Consider the following 20,624-nt stretch of genomic DNA (forward strand, 5'->3'; position numbering starts at 1 on the left):
CGGAGCGGTGCGTAGTCTGAGCCCATGCCCGACCAGCGCACCGCTCCGCCTCCGCCGGCCCCTGACCGCGGGGGCGCCAACGGTGGGGAGGAGCAGGGGCGCAAGTGGAAGGTCGAGCCGTCGTCGACCGGGCGCGGCGCGCCGCCGGCCCAGAAGCCGCCGATGGTTCCCCAGAACCGCCGGGGGATGTGGCTCGGGCTGATCGCCGGGTTCCTGGTCCTGAACCTCGTTCTCGCGTTCGTCACCGGCGGGCCGAAGGACCGCACGCAGGTGCCCTACCAGCCGTTCTTCACCGAGCAGGTCTCGGCCGGCAACGTCAAGGAGATCACCTCGCAGGACGAGACGATCCAGGGCGAGCTCAAGCAGGAGGCCGACTACACGCCCAGCGGCTCCGACAAGGCCGAGAAGGTCACGAAGTTCCAGACGCAGGTCCCCGCCTTCATCACCACCGACGAGCTGACCTCGACGCTGCAGGAGGCCGACGTCGTCGTCAACGCCGAGGCGCCCGACGACGGACGCAACATCCTGGGCACGCTGCTGCTCGGGTTCGGTCCGACGATCCTGCTGGTCGCGCTGTTCGTGTGGTTCGCGCGGCGGGCGGCCGCGGGCGGCGGCGGGCTGGGCGGCTTCGGCCGCTCGACCGCGCGACGCGTCGAGCGCAACGACCAGGAGCGCGTGACCTTCGAGGACGTGGCCGGCATCGACGAGGTCGAGAACGAGCTCGTCGAGATCGTCGACATGCTGAAGAACCCACAGCGCTACGAGCGTCTCGGCGCGCGGATACCGCGCGGCGTGCTGCTCTACGGCCCGCCCGGCACCGGCAAGACGCTGCTCGCGCGCGCCGTGGCCGGCGAGGCCGACGCGGCGTTCTTCTCGATCTCCGCCTCGGAGTTCATCGAGGCGATCGTCGGCGTGGGCGCATCCCGGGTGCGCGACCTGTTCAAGCAGGCCAAGGAGGCGGCGCCCGCGATCATCTTCATCGACGAGCTCGACGCCATCGGGCGCTCGCGCTCGGGCAACGTGGGCGGCATCAGCGGCGGCCACGACGAGCGCGAGCAGACGCTCAACCAGATCCTCACCGAGATGGACGGGTTCGAGGTGGGCACGACCGTGATCGTCCTGGCGGCGACGAACCGCCCGGAGATCCTCGATCCCGCCCTCCTGCGCCCGGGCCGCTTCGACCGGCGCATCGCCGTGCAGCCCCCCGACCGCGACGGCCGCGTGGAGATCCTCAAGATCCACACCCGCGCGGTGCCGCTGGCCGACGACGTCGAGCTGTCGCGCATCGCGGCGTCCACGCCGGGCATGACCGGCGCCGACATCGCGCTGCTGGTCAACGAGGCGTCGCTGTTCGCCGCCCGCCGCGGCCATCCGGCGGTCACCGCCGCCGACTTCGGCGACGCGATCGAGAAGATCATCCTGGGCGCCGAACGGCAGATCGTGATGACCGACGCCGACCGCGAGCGCACCGCCTACCACGAGTCCGGGCACGCGCTCGTCGGGATGCTCACCCCGGGTGCCGACCCGGTGCGCAAGATCTCGATCATCCCGCGCGGCCAGGCGCTGGGCGTGACGCTGTCCACGCCCGACAGCGACCGCTACGGCTACGGCCGCGACGAGCTGCTGGCCCGCATCAAGGTGTCGCTCGGCGGGCGCGCGGCGGAGAAGCTGATCTACGACGAGATCACCACCGGCGCGGAGTCCGACATCCAGAACCTCACGCAGATCGCCCGCGGCATGGTCGGGCGGTGGGGGATGAGCGACGCGATCGGTCCGGTCGCGGTGACCGACGGCCGCCAGGACGGGCCGCTGCTGCCGGGCGTGTCCGGCACGTCGGAGGCGACCCAGGAGCTCGTCGACCAGGAGGTCCGGCGGATCATCGACGGCGCCGAGCACGACGTCCTGCTGCTGCTCGAGCGCGAGCGCGGGCGGCTGGACCGCCTGACCCACACGCTGCTCGAGCGCGAGACGCTCGACGGACCCGAGGCCTACGAGGCGGCCGGTGTGCCCGTGCCGCCGATGGACCCGGCCCGCGAGGCGCGGGCCACGACCGACGCGCCGATCGCCGCCGACACGGAGGCGGGGCCCGTCTAGGCGGCGAAGCCGTCGATCAGGCGCCGCAGGACCACCTGCATGTGCGCGCGGGCCTCGTCCTGGTCGGCGGCGCGGGCCACGAACAGCGCGGCCTCGTCGAGCGCGCCGACGATGATGTGGGCCAGCGGCAGGACGGGCTGCTCGGGAACGCGCTGCACGCGGATCGCCTCGGTCAACACCGCCGCGACCACGCCGATGCTGTAGCGCTCGCCGATCTCGCGCCAGCGGGCCCAGCCCAGGACGGCGGGCGCGTCGATGAGCACGATCCGCTGCACCTCGGGCTCGCTGCAGGCGTCCAGCCAGGCCGACGCGCCGGCGGCCAGCTCGTCCAGCGGATCGGCGGGCCCGTCGCTGCCGAGCTGCTCCACGATGCGGCGCATCACGTCCTGCTCGACCGCCTCGACGACCGCGGCGAACAGCTCGGTCTTGTCGGCGAACTGGTGGTAGAGCGCGCCGCGGGTGACCCCCGCCGCGCGCACGATCGTCTCGGTTCCGACCGCGGCGAACCCCTCCTGCGCGAACAGGGGGCGGGCGGCACCGATCAGGGCGGTGCGCGTGGCGGCCGAGCGGTCGGCCTGGGAGCGGGGGCGGTTGACTTCCATACAGACAGTACGTATGTTGCGTGCAGCTTGTACGTAAATCTAGTGGCAGGAGCAAGCATGCCGACGATCGATCTTCTGCAGGGCACCGTCCACTACCGCGTCGCGGGGGCCGAGGAGAGCGCGGTGCCGCCCGTCGTCTTCGTCCACGGCTTCCTGGTCGATGGCTCGCTGTGGGACCGCACCGCCGCCGCGCTGGCTGCCGCCGGCGTGCGCTCCTACGCGCCCGACTGGCCGCTGGGCTCGCACCGCCATCCGCTGATCCGGGGCACCGACAACTCGCCGCGGGGCATCGCGCGCCAGATCGCCGCGTTCCTGGAGGGGCTGGACCTGCACGACGTCACGCTCGTCGGCAACGACACCGGCGGGGCGCTGTGCCAGTTCCTGCTCGACACCGATCCGGCGCGCGTCGGTCGCCTCGTGCTGACCAACTGCGACGCGTTCGACCAGTTTCCGCCCTCGCCGTTCGACGTCCTGTTCAAGGCGTTCCGCAAGCCGGGCGCGATCAAGCCGCTGATGACGCCGATGCGGGCGACCCCGGCCCGCCACTCGCCGGCCGGGTTCGGGATGCTCGCCCGCCACCTGGATGCGGCGCAGACGCGGGCCTGGGTCGAGCCGTGCCTGACCGACGCCGGTGTGCGCGAGGACGTCGCCCGCTTCGCCAACGCGGTCGATCCCGAGGAGCTGCTGGACGTCTCCACCCGGCTGCGCGCGTTCGCCGGGCCGGTCTCGCTGGTCTGGGGCACGGGTGACCGGTTCTTCACGATCGAGTCCGGCCGCCGACTGCGCGACGCGTTCTCCGATGCGACGCTCGTCGAGTTGGAGGGCGGCCGCACGTTCGTGCCGCTGGACGAGCCGCAGGCGCTGGCCGACGCGATCGTCGCCAGCGCCGACCGCCGGGCCACCGAGGCCCTTACGGCAGGCGGGCGCGGAAGCTGACGACCGCTCCGGCGCCGGTGCAGCGCACGGCACGCGCCGAGCCGCCGGCGCTGCGCCGGGTGCAGCGGAACTCGTCGATCCGGGTGACGCGGCCGCCGCCCGTGGCGGCCGTCTCGATCCACTTGGCCGACAGGGTCCGCGCGGCGTCGCAGGGCAGGCCCTTGGCCCGCAGGTTGGTGATCGTGGTGCCGATGCCGTCGCAGCGCGCGGCGCGCGCTGCGTCGGCTGCGGTCGGTATGGCGAGGGCGACGGCGAACGCGACGGGGAGTGCTGCGCGGAGAGGACCCATGGAGGGTGGGTACCCATCCGGCAATGACTTGACAGCACTGTAAATGCTGGCCTAGTGTCCGGGTTGACAATAATGTCAACCCGGAGGTTTGCGATGCGCCGCCCATGGCTCGTCCTGCTGCTGGTCTGCAGCGCCCAGTTCATGGTCACCCTCGATGTGACCGTCGCCAACGTCGCGCTGCCGTCGATCGGCGCCGACCTCGGATTCGCGGTTGGTGACCTGCAGTGGGTGATCACGCCGTATGTCCTGCTCACCGGCGGGCTGATGCTGCTCGGCGGTCGCTGCGCCGACCTGCTCGGCCGGCGGCCGGTCTTCGTGGCCGGCCTGGTGCTGTTCACGCTCGCGTCGCTGGCCAGCGGGCTGGCCGGGTCGCCCGGGACGCTGATCGCGTCCCGCGCGGTCCAGGGCGCCGGCGCCGCGTTGCTGCTGCCGTCGGCCATGTCGATCCTGACCACGACCTACACCGGCGAGCAGCGCACCCGGGCGCTCGCCGCCTGGGGCGCGATCGCCAGCGCCGGTGCCGCGCTGGGCATGCTCGTCGGCGGCCTGCTGACCCAGCTGCTCGGATGGGAGGCGATCTTCCTGGTCAACGTGCCGCTCGGTGCGGCCGTGCTCGTCGGTGCGCTGAAGCGGATCCCGCCCGACCCGGTGCGTGACCGGCGCGCCGCACTGCGCCGGCTCGACGCACGCGGTGGGCTCACGCTGGTCGCCGGCCTGGTGGTGGCGCTGTACGCGGTGTCGCGCGCGGACGCCGAGGGTTGGGGCTCGCCGCAGACGATGGGCGGCCTGGCCGTCGGCGCGTTGCTGCTCGGCGGCTTCGCGCTGTCCGAACGCGCGTCGGCCCACCCGCTGGTGCCGCTGGCGCTGTGGCGGCGCCGGTCGCTCGTCTCGGGCGCCGGCGTGACGCTGGGCGCGACCGCGGTCGTCGTCGGCTCGTTCTTCCTGAACACGCTGTATCTGCAGGCGGTGCTCGGCTACGACCCGCTGGAGACCGGCCTGGCCTTCCTGCCGCTGGCCCTGGCGATCCTCGCCGCCGCCCACGCCGGCGCGCGCCTGATCGGTCACTTCGGCTCGCGGGCGGTGCTGATCGCCGGCCTGGCCGTGATGGCCGCCGGCGCGCTCGTGCTGGCCTTCGTCCCCGACCACGGCACGTACCTGACCGATCTGCTGCCCGCCTACCTGCTGCTCGGCCTGGGCGCCGGGCTGACCTTCGTCGGCGTCTCCGTCGGGGCGATGGCCGACGTCGCCCACGACGAGGCCGGCGGGGCGTCGGGCCTGCTGACCACCGGCCACGAGGTCGGCGCCGCGATCGGCGTCGCCGTCCTCTCGACGGTGGCCACCGCCGGCGTGGCGCCGGGCGACCTCGTCGCCCTGGCCGGAGGCTACCGCTCCGGCTACGCCGTCGTCGTCGGGCTGGCGGTCGCGATGGTCGCCGTCGCGGCCACGCTGGTGCCCGCCGTGCACCCGCCCGCCGGGGCGCGCATGGCCATGCATTGACCGGGACGGGCACTACGGTGGCGGGCATGGCCGAGCCCGCCACCGCCGACCACCGGCGCGCCACCGCCGAGCGCAACGTCGAGGCGATCCTCGATGCCGCCGAGGCGCTCCTGGGCCGTGGCGATGCCCTGACGATCGCCGCCGTGGCCGGGGCGTCCGGGCTGTCGCGCGTGACCGTCTACGCCCACTTCGCCAACGCCGAGGCGCTCCTGGACGTCGTCGTCCGTCGGTCCGTCGGCCGCGTGGCCGCGGCGTTCGCCACCGTGGACCTGGACGGCGTCGACGGCCTGGACGCGCTGGGTCGCATGGTCGACGTCGGCTGGCAGGCCCTGGGGGAGCTGCACGGCGTGGCGCGTGCCTCGGGCTCCCTGCTCAGTGCCGAGGCCCGGCGCGACGCCCACCGCGAGGTCCTCGATCTCGTGGATCGCGTGGTGCAGCGCGGCCGCAGCGACGGCAGCATCCGCGCCGACGTTCCCGCCGCCTGGGCGGCGTCGGTGTTCTACGCGCTGATCCACACCGCGGTCGACGACGTGCGCGCGGGACGGATCGACGCCGACGCGGCGGGCGCCGCGCTGGCGCTGACCGTGCGCGACGCGCTGTCCGCCCGCAGCGCCTAGACCACCGCGCGCTGCACGAAGAACGTGCCGCGCCAGTCGACGGCGATCTCGCTGCCGGTGATGCCGATGCGCACGCCGACGTCCTCGCAGCTCGGGCAGCGCAGGACCATCGCGGCGCCCTGATAGGCGCGGTGCTCGGCCAGCGCGCGCACGTCGCCGCAGCTGGAGCAGCGTCGGCGCACGGTGGTCGGATCGACGCCCAGGATCTCGGCGAGCAGCCCGCCCACGCCGTTTCCGTCGATGTGGCGTTCCTCGCTCATACGGTCATCCTCCGGTCGGGCCGAAGCGCTCGGCATGGATGTCGCCGGCCGGATAGCCGGCGGCGACGAGCAACTCGGTGACGTGCTCGACGAACGGCGTGGGCCCGCAGACGAAGCAGCGCGGCATCGCCGCCGGTGGCGGCGCGACGCGGGCCAGCATCGCGGCGTCGACACGGCCGGTGAACCCGTCCCACCCGTCCGGCGGCGTGCGCGTGTAGGTGACGTCGACCACCAGCCCCTGGGCGGGTTGCAGCGTCGGCAGCTCGTCGGCGAACAGCAGGTCGTCGGCGCTGCGGGCCGAGACGAGCAGGCGCGCCTCGACGGTCGAGGCGCGCGCGGCCCGGTGGCGCAGCATGGCCATCAGCGGCACCAGCCCCGAGCCGCCGGCGACGAGGAGCAGCGGTCCGCGCTCGTCGACCGACCAGGTGAAGTGACCGCCGATCGGGCCGCGCACCTCGAACTGGTCGCCCGGCTGGGCGTCGTCGACGAACCACGGCGAGATCTCGCCGTCGGGGACCTCCTCGACGGTGATCTCCAGCGCGTCGAGCTCCGGGGCGGAGCCAATCGAGTACGAGCGCGAGGCCTGATAGCCGTCCTCGGCGGTCAGGCGCACGTCCAGGTGCTGGCCCGCGCGCTGGCCGGGCCAGCCGGGGACGTCGAGCACGAGCGTGCGGGCGTGGCTGGTCTCGGTGACGACCTCGCGGACGGTGGCCGTCCGCCAGGCGCTCGGCCCGCGACCGGTCAGTCGCTCCAATAGCGTTGCTCGCGCCACGGGTCTCCGTAGTTGTTGTAGCCGTAGCCCTCCCAGAACCCGGGCTGGTTGTCGACGGTCAGCGAGATGCCGCGGACCCACTTGGCCGACTTCCAGAAGTACAGGTGCGGCACGAGCAGGCGGGCCGGGCCGCCGTGCTCCGGCGCCAGCGGCTCGCCCCCGAAGGTGTGGGCGACCCAGGCCTTGCCGTCGCGCAGATCGGCCAGCGGCACGTTCGTGGTGTAGCCGCCGTCGCACCAGGCCGAGACGTACTGGGCATCGCTCTGCACGTCGGCCAGCAGGGTGTCGAGGGCCACGCCGGTCCAGGTCGTGTCGAGCTTGGACCACCGTGTCACGCAGTGGATGTCGACGGTGAACGTCTCCTGCGGCAAGGCCTGCAGCTCGTCCCACGTCCAGGATCGCGACTGCCCGACCGCGCCGTCGATGGTGAACGTCCACTGGTTCAGCGGCGTGTGCGGCGTCGGCCCGGCCGACAGGACCGGGAAGTCGGTCGTGAGGTACTGGCCAGGAGGGATGCGGGCGGCCTGCTCGGCGCCTTGGCGGCGACCGTGGAAGCCTCGGGTGACGGGCGGCATGGGGAAGCCAAGCTACGCCAACAGGGGAGCGAGTTCCACCCCGCCGAGCGGCCGAGCGACCGAGTCGACATCTCGCCTGGCCCGTCATCCGCGCTCCGGGTCGTTGGGCTCCAGCCACGCGGCCATCTCCTCGCCGGCATCCAGGAGCGTCGCCCGCGTCAGAGAGGCCGTGCCGAACGTGTCGCGCACCGCGTCCATCGCGGCCTCCAGCTCGATGCGGTCGGCGCCGTCGACGGGCAGCTCGAGCTGGACGCCGCCCGTGACGTGCTCCAGGTTGGTCAGCGTGATGCCGAGCAGCGTGATCCCGCGCTGCTCGATCGCTGGTCGCGCGCCGCTCATCAGCCGCCGCAACGTGGCCAGGATCGGCCGCGCGGACGCCGTCGGGCGGCCCATCGTGCGCGAGCGCGTGACGCGGGTGTAGTCGCCGAAGCGCAACCGCAGGACGACCGTGCGACCCACCCGGCCCGCCGCGCGCATCCGGCGTGTGACGCGGTCGACCAGGCCGATGACCACGGCGTCCAGCTCGGCCCAGGTCCGCGCGCCGCGACCGAGCGCGCGCTGCGAGCCGATCGACCGCCGGCCGCGGCCGCGCCGGACCGGTCGCGGGTCGCGGTTGTGCGCCAGCGCGTGCAGCTGCCGCCCGACCGCCCGGCCGACCACGTCGGCCAGCGCGCGCTCGCTGTGGCGGGCCAGCTGCGCGACCGTGCGGATCCCGGCCTCGTTGAGTCGCTGCTGCGTGGCCGGCCCGACGCCCCACATCCGCTCCACCGGGAGCGGATGCAGGAACTCCAGCTCGCCGCCGGCCTCCACCACCAGCAGCCCGTCGGGTTTGGCCGAGGCGCTGGCGATCTTGGCCAGGTGCTTGCTGGACGCGACGCCGATGCTGATCGGCAGCCCGACCTGCTCGCGCACGTCGCGCCGCAGCCGTGCGGCGATCTCCACCGGCGTGCCGCAGATGCGCTCCAGCCCGCTGACGTCCAGGAACGCCTCGTCGATCGACAGCTGCTCGACGGCCGGCGCCGCCTCGTCCAGGATCGCGAACACCGCCTTGGACGCCTCGACGTACGCGCTGAACCGGGGGCGCACGACGATCGCCCCGGGACACAGCCGCCGCGCCGTCCCGCCGCCCATGGCCGAACGCACGCCGCACGCGCGCGCCTCGTAGGAGGCGGCCAGGACGACGCCCCCGCCGACGATCACCGGCTTCCCGCGCAGCCGCACATCGTCGCGCTGCTCCACCGACGCGAAGAACGCGTCCAGATCGGCGTGGAGGATGGAGGCAGACGACACGAACACATGTTCGCATCGGCGCCGGATGTCCGCAACCGGCGCCTACGCGGACGCGTAGGCCACGGCCACCTGCGCGGCCAGCGTCGCGTTGTCGACGATCAGCTCCTTGTTGGCCGCCGCCGTGCGCCCGTCGCTGTTGTCGTGCAGGTAGCCGAGCACGTACGGCGTGACGCCCTGCCCGCTGACCTGGTCGCGGGCCGCGGCGGCCAGCGCCTCGTCGATCAGCGACTCGATGTCGTCCAGCGACTGCACGGGCGGGCGGCCGAGGATCAGCGCGCTGCCGCGGTGCAGCGTGCCCCAGTGGTGGCGGGCGATGGCCGCGGCCTCGTCGACGGTCTCCACGCGCGTGGCCACCGGCGGGCCGCCGTCGGCCACGTAGAACAGCGGCAGCGTGTCGGTGCGCCAGCCCAGGACCGGGATCGACAGCGACTCGAGCACCTCCGCCGTCGCGGGCACGTCGAGCAGCGACTTCACGCCGCTGGAGACGATCAGCACCGGCGCGCGCGTCAGCTCGGCCAGGTCGGCGGAGATGTCGGGCTGGAAGGCGTAGCCGCGATGCACGCCGCCCAGGCCGCCGGTGGCCATGAAGCGGATCCCGGCCAGCGCCGCGATGGCCAGCGTCGACCCGACGGTGGTCGCGCCGAGCGCGCCCTGAGCCACGCACGCGGCGATGTCGCGCGGGCCGAGCTTGCGCGCCTGGGCACCGGCGACGCTGAAGCGCTCCAGCTCCTCGTCGCCCAGGCCCACGCGGATCACGCCGTCGACCACGCCGATGGTGGCCGGCACCGCGCCCTCGGCGCGCACGTTGGCCTCGGACGTGCGGGCCACGTCGGCCCCCTCGGGATGCGGGAAGCCGTGCGAGACGAGCGTCGTCTCCAGGGCGACGATCGGCCGGCCGTCGGCCAGCGCCGCGGTCACCTCGTCGGACAGGACCAGGACATCGCTCACGGCATCGCTCCCACGATCGAGACACAGCGGGCGCCGGCCTGGAGGGCCAGCGCCGGGCCGCCGAGCAGGAACCCGGCGGCGAAGGCGTCGCCGGCGCCGGTCGCATCGACCGCGTCGGCGGGCACGGCGGGCAGCTCCTCGCGATGCTCGCCCGAGACGATCGTGCAGCCGCCGGCGCCGCGCTTGACGACCGTCGTCGCGCCGCGCCACGGCCCGCCCAGCGCGGTCAGCTCGGCCACCGTGGCGAACACCACATCGGGGTGCAGCGCGCCCACGCGCTCGCGGAACAGGTCGCCGCCGGTGGCGCCGATCAGCGTGGCCGAGGCCGCGTCGACGCTGACCTGCGCCCCGCCGCGGCGCGCGATCGCGGCCGCGGCCGCCGCGGCCGCCGCGCCGCCCGGTCGCGACAGCGCGTAGCCCGAGACGTGCAGCCACCCGCAGCCGCGAAACCACGGCTCGCGCAGGTCGTCGACGTCGAGCTGGGCGCCCGCCCCGCGGTCGGAGGCCATCGAACGGTCGTGGTCGGGGCCGACGATCGACACGACGACGCCGCTGCGCCCGGCCCGGGGGCCGAGCATCTCGACGCCGCGGGCAGCCAGCTGGGTCTCGGCCAGGGCGGCCGTGCCGTCGCCGCCGCGACGCCCGACCCAGCGCGCGCGACCACCCAGCGCGGCGACCCACGCGGCCACGTTGGCGGCCTGGCCACCGGCCCGCAGCTCGGTCCGCGCGGGCACGTCGTCGCCCGCTTCCAGCGGCTGCTCCAGGCGCACGATCACGTCGAGCACGAGGTCGCCGAGGGTGCACACGATCACCGCGAAGAAGCTAGCGGCGCACCCCGCGACCACTAGATTCAGCGGCGGTGAACGAGCTCATGTGGCGGTCGGCCGCCGAGCAGGCGGCGTTGGTGCGCGACCGGCAGGTGACGGCGCTGGAGCTCGTCGATGCCGCGATCGAGCGGATCGAGGCCACGCGCCCGCTCAACGCGATCGTCGACGACCAGTTCGAGGCCGCGCGCGAGCGCGCCCGGGGCCCGCTGTCGGGACCGCTGGCCGGTGTGCCCTTTCTGCTCAAGGACCTGGGCGAGCCGCAGGCGGGCACGCCCGAGCGGATGGGCTGCGTCGCGCTGGCCGACCACGTTCCGACCGCGGACGCCTGGACGGTGCAGCGCTATCGCGACGCCGGACTGATCGTCGTGGAGCGCACGAACACGCCGGAGTTCGGCAACCACTGCGCGACCGAGCCGGCGCTGTTCGGGCGCACGCGCAACCCGTGGGCCCCGGAGCGCTCGCCCGGCGGATCCAGCGGCGGGTCGGCGGCGGCCGTGGCGGCCGGCGTCGTCGCGGCGGCGTCCGGGGGCGACGGGACGGGGTCGATCCGCATGCCCGCATCGTGCTGCGGCCTGGTCGGCCTGAAGCCGCGCCGCGGTCGCGGATCGTTCGCGCCCGAGGCGGGGCACGTGCTCGACGGGCTGGTCAACAAGCACGTGCTCACCCGCACCGTGGGCGACACCGCCGTGCTGCTGGACGTGCTGGCCGCCAACGCGCCCGGCGATCCGTACGGGGCGCCCGCGCCGGTCCGGCCGTTCGCCCAGGAGGTCGGCGCGGACCCTGGCCGGCTGCGCGTCCTCGTCGCGCCCGGGCCCCCGTTTCCCGGTCAGGTCGATCCGCGGATCCAGGCCGTCGCCGACGCCGCGGCCCAGACGCTGGAAGGCCTGGGTCACGCGTTGGTCGACGACGCGCCGCGCTTCGACGCAGCGGCGGTCCGCCGCGCCGTGTCGGTCGTGCACGCCGTCGACAACGCGCGCAGCTACGCGTTCGTCCGCGAGCACCTGGGGCGCGCGCCGCGGGAGGACGAGCTCGACCCCGTGACCTGGGACATGCTGCGCGAAGGCCAACGGCTGACCGGCGCCGACCACGCGGACGCGGTCGACGTGCTGCACGCGCAGACGCGCCGCGCGGCCGAGGCGTTCACGACGGGCGGCGACGTCCTGCTGGCGCCGACGCTCAACGGGCCGGTGCCGATGCCCGGCGAGCTGTCGGCGTCGCGGGGCACGGTCGACGCGTTCTTCGACGTCGAGTTCGCCGCCACGGGCTGGACCGCGCTGGCCAACGTGACCGGGTGGGCGGCGATCTCGCTGCCGCTGGGCGAGGTCGACGGGCTGCCCGTCGGCGTGCAGCTGATGGCGCCCGACGAGGTCGTGCTGCTGCGCGTCGCCGCGCAGCTGGAGCAGGCGCTGCCCTGGTCGCAGCTCCGGCCACCGGAGCCGACATGACCGAGTCGCCGACCCCGCGGAGCTGGCGCGACCTGGAGAGCGCGCTGGCCTTCGTCGCGGGGCTCGTGGCCACGGTCGTCATCAGCTGGCGGCTGCTGGCGGCCAACGTCTACTCCGACGACGCGTTCGTCCATCAGTACTGGATGTGGCACTGGCGCGACAGCGGGTTGTTCAACGACCCGCTGACCCACGCGCTGCGCGAGTCGGCGCGCTATCCGGACGGCTACCAGGGCCTGTTCTGGCTGGCCACGCAGGTCGTCAACCCGATCAGCTTCGGCGAGTGGATCGGCGTCGGGCTGATGGCGGTCAGCGCCTGGCTGGTCTTCCTGATCGTCCGCGAGCACAGCGACTGGCGCCCGGCGGGCTGGATCGGCGGCGCGCTGTTCCTGGCGCTGATCGACATCCATCGCTTCTACGGCGGGTTCCCGCGCGCGTTCGTGCAGCCGGTGGTGCTGCTGACCGTCCTGCTGCTGCTCAAGCGCCGGCCGCTGCCCGCGGCGCTGGTGGCCGCCGGCGGCGCGCTGTTCTACCCACCGGCCGGGCTGCTGGCCGTCGGGATCGTGGTGTTCTGCGCGATCCGCTGGGAGGGCCGCCGGCCGCACCTCGACCGCCGTGGCCTGATCTTCGCGGTGCTGGCCGGCGTGCTCGCGCTGCTCGCCGTGCTGGTGCCCGAGGCGATCCGCGGCGGCGCGCCCGCCGAGCTGAGCGCCGACGCCGCGCGCCACTTCCCGGAGTTCCAGCGCTACGGGACCCTGCACTTCTTCGAGCCCAACGTGATCGACTACCTGCGCCAGAACCGCAGCGGGTTCGACCTGCGCGGTGCGGGCTCGATCCTCGTGCTGGCCGCCGCGGCCCTGCTCATCTTCCGCCCGGCCAACGCGCGGATGCTGCGCTGGCCGGTGTGGACGATGCTGGTCGTCTCGCTGATCGCCTTCACCGCGGCGCAGCTCGTGCTGTTCAAGCTCTACCTGCCGCACCGCTACACGTACCCGATCGTCTCCTTCGCGGCGATCGCCGTCGGGGTCGCGCTGAAGCCGACCTGGGACGCCGTGTGGGCCAAGCGCCACGCCGGCTGGGGCGCGTTCGCGCTGCTGTGCGCGCCCACGGTCGTCACCGCCGTGGCGATCTGGGTGTTCCCGCTCGGGCCGGACGAGCCGTGGGAGAACCTCACCTCCACGACGACGCTGCTGGTCGCGGCGGGCACGGTAGTCGTCGCCGGCGCCGCGGTCCTGATCCTGCGCTCCACGCCGGCGACGGGTCGCGCCGCGCTGGCCGCGGGCCTGACCGGCGTGATCCTCACCGGCCTGATCGTGTTCGTCCCGGTCCGCTACGAGCGGGGCACCGATTGCCCGACCGGTGCCACGGTGCAGTACCTGTCCAAGCTGCCCAAGGACGCGATCATCGCCGGCGACCCGATCGACATGAAGTGCCTGCCCGCGACGACCAAGCGGGCCGTGGTGATCTCCACCCAGCTGGCGCCGGCCTACGAGCGCGACTACTTCCTGCAGGGGCGCCAGCGCATGTTCCGCACGCTGGACGCCATCTACGGGGCCGACCCGCAGGCGATCGTGGCGCTGAACAAGGACTACGGAGCGACCGACCTGTGGATCCGCCGGGGCTCGATCCAGCGCCAGAAGAACCACGACATCCCGCGCTGGCGGCGCTGGCAGAAGCCCTACGGGCAGTACGTCAACCACCTGCTGGCCGACGGGCACACGCCGGCCTCGCTGAAGCTGCCCAAGCGCTGCCGGACCTACGTCGAGGGCCCCAACGAGGTCTACGACATCCCCTGCGTGGCCAAGGCCCTCGCGTAGTTGCGCATCGAGCGCTGATAGCGGGGCAGGTGGGCGGCCAGGGCCTCGATGGCCAGCGCCGCCGCCTCGCGCTCGCGGCCGAGATCGGCCAGCGCCAGGGCCAGGACCGCGATGACCGCATCGTCGAGCTCGTCGGACGCGGCGACCCGCTCGGTGGTCAGGATCTCGACGCTCTCCGGCGCGCGGCCCAGGTTGCGCAGCGTGCTGGCGTACTGGATCGCCGCGCGTCGGCGGCGGATCCCGGTCAGCCCCGCGGCCATCGCCGCCCGGTACAGGCGCTCGGCCTCGGCCTCATGGCCGGTCGAGTCGTTCGCGCAGGCCCGCTCGAACAGCGCGCGCGCGTCGTCCTCGGGCAGCTCGTCGGCCAGCGCGGTGACCGCGGCCACGAACGCGTCGGGCTCGTAGTCGTCCAGGGCCGTCCACAGCGCGGCCACGCGCGCCTCCCAGTCGTGCTCGTCCATCGGACATAGGATCGCAGCGATGGATGCGGCGGCCGAGCGGTGGATGCGGGCCGAGCTCGCGGCGGCGGGCCGGCAGGTGACCGGCGCGCTGGACGAGCGCCGCGAACGCCCGTGGGGCAGCGTCGTGCGCGTGCCCACCAGCGGCGGCCCGCTCTGGCTGAAGGCGGCGGCGCCGGCGACCGCGTTCGAGGCGGCGATCTACGCCGAGCTGGCCGCGGCGGCGCCCGCGCACGTCCTGGCGCCCGTCGCGCTGGCGCCGCAGCGCGGGTGGATGCTGCTGCCCGACGGCGGCCCGCCGCTGGGGCAGGAGGCCGAGGGCGACGCGCTGGTGGAGGCGATGGCCGGCGCGCTGGCCGCCTACGGCGAGCTGCAGCGGCAGGTCGCCGGACGCGTCGACGTGCTGCTGGCCGCCGACGTGGCCGACATGCGCCCGGGCACGCTCGTCGCGCGGTTCGACGAGGCGCTGGCCGCGTTCTCCGACCCGCCGCCCGCCTTGAGCGACATCCGACCGCAGGTGGTCGACTGGTGCGCGACGCTGGCCCAGGCGCCCGGCCTGGCCACGCTCGACCACAACGACCTGCACCCGTGGAACATGCTCGACGGCGGCCGGCGCTTCTACGACTGGGGCGACGCGGTGATCGCGCACCCGTTCGCCTGCCTGCTCATGCCGCTGGCGAAGATCGCCCGCGCGCACACCTGGGAGCGGGCGCTGCGGGCCGCGCCGCCCGGCGACCCGCTGCGGGAGCGGTTCGCCAGCGCGCCGCTGGAAGCGCTCACCGGCCTGCTCGGAGAACCCTGGGACCGCCCGCTCTAGCGCAGATCGCGCATGCGGTTCATCGCGTCCAGCCCCGCCACCTTGTAGGCCTCGGCCAGCGTCGGGTAGTTGAAGACGGCGGAGACGAGGAAGTCCAACGCGCCTTCGCGATCCATCAGCGCCTGGCCGATGTGGACGAGGTCCGTGGCCTGCGCGCCGATGACGTGCACGCCGAGCAGGCTGCGATCGTCGGGCGAGACGAGGATCTTCAGCAGCCCGTCCTCCTCGCGCATCATCAGCGCCTTGGCCAGCTCGCGAAACCAGGCGATGCCCACGACGTAGGGGATCGCCGCCTCGGTCAGCTCCTCCTCGGTGCGCCCGACGTAGGAGATCTCCGGGATCGCGTAGATGCCGATGGGCACGAGCTCGGGCAGCTGGGTCACCGGCTCGCCGAACGCGGTCAGCGCGGCGATCCGACCCTGCTCCATGCTCGTGGCGGCCAGCCCCGGCGGCCCGGCCACGTCCCCGACGGCGAAGATGTGGGGAACCGCGGTGCGGTACTCGTGGTCGACGCCGATCCGCCCGCGCTTGTCGGCGTCCAGACCCGCCTGCTCGAGCGCCAGGCCGTCGGTCGCGCCCTGGCGCCCCGTCGCGTAGAGCAGCGTATGCGAGGCGATCTGCTTGCCCGAGCGCAGGTAGGTGATCACGCGATCGTCCTCGCGCTCGACGGACGTGACCTCCTCGCCGAAGCGGAACGTCACGTTGCGCTTGCGCAGCAGGTACTGCAGCGCGACGGTGATCTCGCGGTCGACGTAGGGCAGCAGCCGGTCGCGGGCGTCGACCAGCGTCACCCGCGTGCCCATCGCGGCGAACATCGACGCGTACTCCACGCCGATCACGCCGGCGCCGACGACGGTCATCGTCCGCGGCATGTGATCCTCGAGCAGGAGGATCCCGTCGGAGTCGATCACGCGCGCCTCGTCGAAGTCGACGCCGGCCGGACGGGCCGGGCGGGTGCCCACGGCGATCACGACGTGGTCGGCGCTGACCGTCGCGTCGGCGATGTCGGTCGTCGGGTCGTGGATGCGGATCGTGTGGGGGTCCTCGAACGAGGCGCTGCCGACGAGCAGTCCGACGCCGTTGCGCCGGAACTGCTCGCGCACCACGGCGGTCTCGTCGGCCACCACCCGGTTGGTGCGGTCGCGCAGGTACTGCGCCGCGGCCGCCTCGTGGCGGTCGGGGTGCAGCGGGTCGGGCACGTCGGCTCCGCGTCCGGCGACGTCCTCGAGGATCGCCTGGCGCAGCGTCTTGGAGGGGACGGTCCCCGTGTGGATCGAGACGCCGCCGACGCGCTCGCGGCGCTCTACGACGCCGACGCGCTTGCCCAGCTTGGCCGCCTGGATCGCGGCGCGCTGGCCGCCCGGACCCGAGCCGATGACGAGGAGATCGAGGTCCATGCGCGTCCGGGGACGTTCATACCGGCTCCACGTCCGCGCGGTTATCGACCGTCGGGCGAATGTCGCTGGCCTGCACGCCCACGCCCTTGAAGAACGTGTAGTCGAAGGCCCCGTCGGGCGCGGCGGTGCGCTCGAGGTCGGCGATGCCCCGATCGAAGCGCTCGGCGTCCAGCAGGCCGGCGGCGATCGCCGCGTCGCGCACCCCGGCGATCATCGCGGTGAAGGTGCGGCGGGTGAAGCTCTCGATCAGGTCCGGACGCGAGCCGTCGACGTAGACCAGCCGCGGTGACACGTGGACGTCGGCGAACCCGGCCTCGGCCAGCAGCGGGTACACGCGGCGTCCGATCAGCGCATCGCCGCCGGCGCGGGCCTGCAGCTCGACCAGCGCGCCGATCGCCGCGTCGGCGGCCTCGCTGCGCGGGTGGAAGTAGGCCGATCCGTGGTCGCCCTCGATCACGGTGATCGTGCCGCCGGGACGCAGGAGGGTGCGCAGGATGGCCAGCATCGCCGCGGGGTCGGGCAGGTGCTCGAGCACGAAGCAGACGAAGACGTGGTCGAAGGAGCCGGGCGCGAGGTCGAGCGCGAACAGGTCGCCCTGGCGGACGGTGACGTTGGTCAGGCCCGCGGCCGCGACCCGCTCGCGCGCCGCCCGCACGGACTCCGCCGAGATGTCGATCGAGGTGATCTGCGCGTCAGGGCTGTTGCGGGCCAGCGTGACCGTCTGCGCGCCGACGCCGCAGCCGGCCTCCAGCACGCGGGACCCGGCGGGGTACGCGGTGTCGTGGTGCAGCAGGTCGACCAGCGCGCCCGCCTGGTCGGCCAGGCGCTCGCCCTCGCGCGGGTCGTAGCCGTGCACGTATTGGCTCATCGCGCGGCATGATGCACGGCCATGGGGACAGTGATGGTCGTCGGCAGCTACGTGACCGGCTTCACGATGCGCACGCAGCGGCTGCCGGTGGGCGGCGAGACCGTGCTGGCGGACGAGTTCGATCACGGCCCGGGCGGCAAGGGCTCCAACCAGGCCATCCAGGTCGCGCGGGCGGGCGCCGAGGTGCGGCTGCTGACGGCGGTGGGCGACGACGCGTTCGGGCGTGACGCGCTCGCGTTGTGGGAGGCTGAGGGCGTCGACGCCGGGCCGGTCCTGCGCGGCGGCCCGCGCCCGACCGGTGCCGCCATGATCCTGCTCGAAGCCAGCGGCGAGAACCGCATCATCGTGTTCCCCGGAGCCAACGAACGGCTGGACGCCGGTGCGGTGCAGGCGCTCGCGCTGGACGACGCCAGCGTGATGCTCACGCAGCTGGAGATCCCCGGGGAACCGGCGGGCGCGGCGATGCGCGTGGGCCGGGTGGCGGGGTTGACGACGATCCTCAACCCGGCGCCGGTGCGCCCGCTGCCCGACGCGGTGCTGGCCGACACCGACATCCTCACGCCCAACGAGACCGAGGCCCGCGTGCTGACCGGACGCGAGCCCGGCGCGGACGTCGAGGAGCTGGAGCTGTGCGCCGAGCTGCGCGCCCGCGGCGTCGGGACCGTGGTGATGACGCTGGGCGAGCGCGGCGCGCTGATCGCCGGCTCCGGCGAACCGGTGCGCGTGCCCGCACCGACCGTGGACGTCGTCGACAGCACGGGGGCGGGCGACGCCTTCGCGGGCACGCTGGCCGCGACGCTGGCCGGCGGCGGCTCGCTGCTCGACGGCGTGCAGCGCGCGGTGGTGGCCGGTGCCCTGGCCTGCACGAAGCTCGGGGTCGTGCCCAGCCTGGCCACCGGTGCCCAGATCGATGCGCTGCGCGGTGGGGCGTGAACGCGCCCGCCGCTGCGGTCAGGCCCGGACCGCGGGCGCTGGTCGGTCTGGCGCTGCTGGCCCTGATCCTCGGCGTCGCCAACGGGTTCGTCTTCCTGGGCTTCGAGTGGGTGGTCAAGCACGGCACCGACTGGATCTGGAACGACCTGGTCAACAGCGATCAGGTCCGCTGGCGGGTCGTCCCGCTGGCCATCGTGCTGAGCCTCGTCTTCAGCCTGGTGCTGAGGTTCGTGCGCGAGCCGCGGTGGGTCCCGCCGCACCTGAACCCGCTCGCCGCGGCCGACGCGGGACCGGGGCCGCCGCCGACGTTGTGGGCGGTGGCCGTGATCCCGATCGTCGGCATCGCCAGCCTGGTCGGTGGCGCGGCGCTGGGACCGGAGGCGCCGCTGGTCGCGATGGCCATGGGCATGGGCGCCTGGTTGGCCGGGCGCACGCAGATGGGGCCGGCCGGTCAGGTGCTCGTGCTGGCCAGCATCGGGGCGCTGCTCGTCGCCTTCTTCGGCTCGCTGATCCCGCTGCTGATCCCGGTCCTGGTGCTCTACCAACGCACCCGGCGCCTCCCGCTGCCGGCGCTGCTGGCGATCGTCGTCTCCGGCGCCGCGGCCTGGGGCGTGCTGTGGCTGGTCCAGGGCAGCGACGACGGGTTCGGCCAGGTCCCGTCGACGGCGATCAACCCGCGCGACTACGTCGCCGCGTTCGTGCTGGGCGTCGTCGCCGTCGGCGTCGGCTGGCTGCTGAAGCGCTACGTGACGCGGTTGGCCGTGGTCACCAAGCTCATCGCGGAGCGCACGAGCTGGTGGCTGGCCGCCGTGGTCTTCGGCGCGGTGCTCGGCCTGCTGTACCTGATCGGCGGCCCGTCGGTCCAGTTCAGCGGACAGGAGGGCGCGGGCATCCTGCTCAGCGATCCCGACCACTACAGCGCCTGGGCGCTGGCCGGCATCGCGCTGGTCAAGCTGCTGGTCACCAGCTGGTCGCTGTCGGCGGGCTATCGCGGCGGGCTCGTGTTCCCGTCGGTGTTCGTCGGCGTCGCGGTCAGCCTGTGCGTGGCCGCGGCGATCCCCGACCTGGCGGGACCCGGAGTGCTGGTGGGCAGCATCGGCGGGCTGCTGGTCGAGATGACGTCGCCCGCGCTGGGCGTCGTCATGCTGCTGGCCCTGCTGCCGGCCAAGACGCTGCCGCTCGGGCTCGTCGCGGCGGCCGGCGCGGTCCTCGGGCGCAGGCTGCTCGAGCGCGGCGGCTCAAGCGAGCAGCCGGCGGCCCGACCGACGCAGGCATGAGTCGGATCGTCCTGGCCGCGGTGCTCCTGGCCCTGGCGCTGGCGGCCCCCGCGCAGGCCGACGCGTTCCAGGCCCAGGTGCGCGTGGCCCAGGTGGGCGGCGAGCGGATCGCCTGGTATGAGCGCGGGAGCGGGCCGCCGCTGGTGATGGCCATCGGCACGGGCTCGACGATGGCCGAGTGGGACCCGGCGCTCCTGCGCCTCCTGGCCCAGCGCCATCGGCTGATCCTGTTCGACTACCCCGGCGTCGGCCGTTCCTCGCGCCTCCCCGGCCGCCGGACCTCGTTCGCCGGTCTGGCCGACACGACCGCGGCGTTCATGGCGGCGATCGGCGTCCCGCGGGCCGACGTGCTGGGCTGGTCGATGGGCGGGTTCGTCCTGCAGCAGCTGGCCATCCGCCATCCCGAGCGCGTCCGGCGCCTGATCCTGGCCGGCACGAACCCCGGTGGCGACCACGCGGTGCTCGGTCCCGAGGAGGACCAGGCCGCCGACAGCGATCCCGATCCCTCCGAGGCGTCGGTGATCGGGCTGCTGTACCCACGCACGCCGGCGGGTCGGGCCGAGGGCCGCGCGTTCTACCACCGGCTGGACACGGCCAGCGAGCGCGGCGAGATCCCCGACGACTTCGACGTGCCCGACGCGACGGTCCGGGCGCAGGTCGCGGCCGAGGACCCGTGGCTGCGCTCCAACGCCAACGGCGAGGCGCTGGCCCGCCTGACGATGCCCGCGCTGGTGACGGCCGGGCGGGTCGACCGCGTGACCCCGCCGGCCAACGCGCGCTGGATCGCTGCGCAGATCCCCGGCGCGCGGCTGCGGGTGTTCGCCGGCGCGCATGCGTTCCTGTTCGGGGAGCGCGTCGCGTTCACCCGTGCGGTGGACCGCTTCCTGGGCTGAGTCCTCCGCAGGCAG

At 74.1% G+C, this 20,624-nt stretch carries 21 protein-coding genes; 10 read left to right on the top strand and 11 right to left on the bottom strand.

Annotated features, from left to right (window positions below):
• The first annotated feature begins 24 nt into the window (after nt 1–24).
• Entirely contained in the window at nt 25–2,094 is a 2,070-nt protein-coding gene (gene ftsH / locus ACZ5UI_RS06550; RefSeq protein ID WP_464195451.1) for an ATP-dependent zinc metalloprotease FtsH, read from the top strand.
• Here the strand turns inward: ftsH and ACZ5UI_RS06555 are convergent.
• Nucleotides 2,091–2,696 (bottom strand): TetR/AcrR family transcriptional regulator, encoded by a 606-nt coding sequence (locus tag ACZ5UI_RS06555; protein ID WP_464195453.1) that lies wholly within the window; start codon nt 2,694–2,696, stop codon nt 2,091–2,093. The two genes, ftsH and ACZ5UI_RS06555, sit on opposite strands and share 4 nt — an antisense overlap.
• 57 nt (nt 2,697–2,753) lie before the next feature.
• Here ACZ5UI_RS06555 and ACZ5UI_RS06560 point away from each other — a divergent pair, with 57 nt between their 5' ends.
• Nucleotides 2,754–3,632 (top strand): alpha/beta fold hydrolase, encoded by an 879-nt coding sequence (locus ACZ5UI_RS06560; protein WP_464195455.1) that lies wholly within the window; start codon nt 2,754–2,756, stop codon nt 3,630–3,632.
• Here the strand turns inward: ACZ5UI_RS06560 and ACZ5UI_RS06565 are convergent.
• A complete protein-coding gene (locus ACZ5UI_RS06565; RefSeq protein WP_464195457.1) occupies nt 3,607–3,921 on the bottom strand; it encodes a hypothetical protein in 315 nt (104 codons plus the stop codon). The genes ACZ5UI_RS06560 and ACZ5UI_RS06565 overlap by 26 nt on opposite strands.
• A 93-nt stretch (nt 3,922–4,014) precedes the next feature.
• On the opposite strand from ACZ5UI_RS06565, the gene ACZ5UI_RS06570 reads away from it, so the two are divergent.
• On the top strand, nt 4,015–5,418 hold the full coding sequence (locus ACZ5UI_RS06570; protein ID WP_464195459.1) for an MFS transporter: 1,404 nt from the start codon (nt 4,015–4,017) through the stop codon (nt 5,416–5,418).
• 26 nt (nt 5,419–5,444) lie between these two features.
• On the top strand, nt 5,445–6,035 hold the full coding sequence (locus tag ACZ5UI_RS06575) for a TetR/AcrR family transcriptional regulator (protein ID WP_464195461.1): 591 nt from the start codon (nt 5,445–5,447) through the stop codon (nt 6,033–6,035).
• On the opposite strand, the gene ACZ5UI_RS06580 is transcribed toward ACZ5UI_RS06575, so the two are convergent.
• The 6 genes from ACZ5UI_RS06580 to ACZ5UI_RS06605 all read right to left on the bottom strand — a co-directional run bounded on the left by ACZ5UI_RS06580 (nt 6,032) and on the right by ACZ5UI_RS06605 (nt 10,692).
• A complete protein-coding gene (locus tag ACZ5UI_RS06580) occupies nt 6,032–6,295 on the bottom strand; it encodes a DUF6510 family protein (RefSeq protein WP_464195463.1) in 264 nt (87 codons plus the stop codon). The two genes, ACZ5UI_RS06575 and ACZ5UI_RS06580, sit on opposite strands and share 4 nt — an antisense overlap.
• Nucleotides 6,296–6,299: 4 nt before the next feature.
• Nucleotides 6,300–7,049, bottom strand: a complete 750-nt coding sequence (locus tag ACZ5UI_RS06585; protein ID WP_464195465.1) for a ferredoxin reductase — start codon at nt 7,047–7,049, stop codon at nt 6,300–6,302.
• Nucleotides 7,037–7,642, bottom strand: coding sequence for a sulfite oxidase-like oxidoreductase (locus ACZ5UI_RS06590; protein WP_464195467.1), 606 nt, complete (start codon nt 7,640–7,642; stop codon nt 7,037–7,039). The genes ACZ5UI_RS06585 and ACZ5UI_RS06590 overlap by 13 nt, the downstream gene beginning before the upstream one ends.
• 84 nt (nt 7,643–7,726) lie before the next feature.
• Nucleotides 7,727–8,938 carry a DNA polymerase IV gene (gene dinB, locus ACZ5UI_RS06595; protein ID WP_464195469.1) on the bottom strand — a complete coding sequence of 404 codons (1,212 nt, stop codon included), beginning with the start codon at nt 8,936–8,938 and terminating at the stop codon, nt 7,727–7,729.
• A 36-nt stretch (nt 8,939–8,974) separates the two neighbouring features.
• Entirely contained in the window at nt 8,975–9,880 is a 906-nt protein-coding gene (locus tag ACZ5UI_RS06600; protein WP_464195471.1) for a pseudouridine-5'-phosphate glycosidase, read from the bottom strand.
• Complete coding sequence (locus tag ACZ5UI_RS06605) at nt 9,877–10,692, bottom strand: carbohydrate kinase family protein (RefSeq protein ID WP_464195473.1); 816 nt, start codon at nt 10,690–10,692, stop codon at nt 9,877–9,879. Before ACZ5UI_RS06605 ends, ACZ5UI_RS06600 begins: the two co-directional genes overlap by 4 nt.
• A 59-nt stretch (nt 10,693–10,751) precedes the next feature.
• On the opposite strand from ACZ5UI_RS06605, the gene ACZ5UI_RS06610 reads away from it, so the two are divergent.
• Nucleotides 10,752–12,152, top strand: coding sequence for an amidase (locus ACZ5UI_RS06610; protein ID WP_464197770.1), 1,401 nt, complete (start codon nt 10,752–10,754; stop codon nt 12,150–12,152).
• The gene (locus ACZ5UI_RS06615) at nt 12,149–13,966 is read left to right on the top strand and encodes a hypothetical protein (RefSeq protein WP_464195475.1); all 1,818 of its coding nucleotides are present in this window, start codon (nt 12,149–12,151) and stop codon (nt 13,964–13,966) included. Before ACZ5UI_RS06610 ends, ACZ5UI_RS06615 begins: the two co-directional genes overlap by 4 nt.
• On the opposite strand, the gene ACZ5UI_RS06620 is transcribed toward ACZ5UI_RS06615, so the two are convergent.
• Complete coding sequence (locus tag ACZ5UI_RS06620; RefSeq protein ID WP_464195477.1) at nt 13,930–14,427, bottom strand: tetratricopeptide repeat protein; 498 nt, start codon at nt 14,425–14,427, stop codon at nt 13,930–13,932. The genes ACZ5UI_RS06615 and ACZ5UI_RS06620 overlap by 37 nt on opposite strands.
• 19 nt (nt 14,428–14,446) lie before the next feature.
• Between ACZ5UI_RS06620 and ACZ5UI_RS06625 the strand changes: the two genes are divergently transcribed.
• Entirely contained in the window at nt 14,447–15,241 is a 795-nt protein-coding gene (locus ACZ5UI_RS06625; RefSeq protein ID WP_464195479.1) for a phosphotransferase, read from the top strand.
• Here the strand turns inward: ACZ5UI_RS06625 and sthA are convergent.
• Both sthA and ACZ5UI_RS06635 read right to left on the bottom strand, forming a co-directional pair.
• Nucleotides 15,238–16,638, bottom strand: a complete 1,401-nt coding sequence (sthA, locus tag ACZ5UI_RS06630; RefSeq protein WP_464195481.1) for a Si-specific NAD(P)(+) transhydrogenase — start codon at nt 16,636–16,638, stop codon at nt 15,238–15,240. The two genes, ACZ5UI_RS06625 and sthA, sit on opposite strands and share 4 nt — an antisense overlap.
• A 16-nt stretch (nt 16,639–16,654) precedes the next feature.
• Nucleotides 16,655–17,506, bottom strand: coding sequence for a methyltransferase domain-containing protein (locus tag ACZ5UI_RS06635; protein WP_464195483.1), 852 nt, complete (start codon nt 17,504–17,506; stop codon nt 16,655–16,657).
• Nucleotides 17,507–17,527: 21 nt separating this feature from the next.
• Here ACZ5UI_RS06635 and ACZ5UI_RS06640 point away from each other — a divergent pair, with 21 nt between their 5' ends.
• From ACZ5UI_RS06640 to ACZ5UI_RS06650, 3 genes are read left to right on the top strand one after another with little or no spacing between them, the layout of a single operon-like run.
• A complete protein-coding gene (locus ACZ5UI_RS06640) occupies nt 17,528–18,439 on the top strand; it encodes a ribokinase (RefSeq protein WP_464195485.1) in 912 nt (303 codons plus the stop codon).
• Nucleotides 18,436–19,716, top strand: a complete 1,281-nt coding sequence (locus ACZ5UI_RS06645; protein ID WP_464195487.1) for a chloride channel protein — start codon at nt 18,436–18,438, stop codon at nt 19,714–19,716. Before ACZ5UI_RS06640 ends, ACZ5UI_RS06645 begins: the two co-directional genes overlap by 4 nt.
• A complete protein-coding gene (locus ACZ5UI_RS06650) occupies nt 19,713–20,609 on the top strand; it encodes an alpha/beta fold hydrolase (protein ID WP_464195489.1) in 897 nt (298 codons plus the stop codon). The genes ACZ5UI_RS06645 and ACZ5UI_RS06650 overlap by 4 nt, the downstream gene beginning before the upstream one ends.
• Nucleotides 20,610–20,624 lie beyond the last annotated feature (15 nt).

This window comes from Conexibacter sp. JCM 18997, from assembly GCF_055391915.1.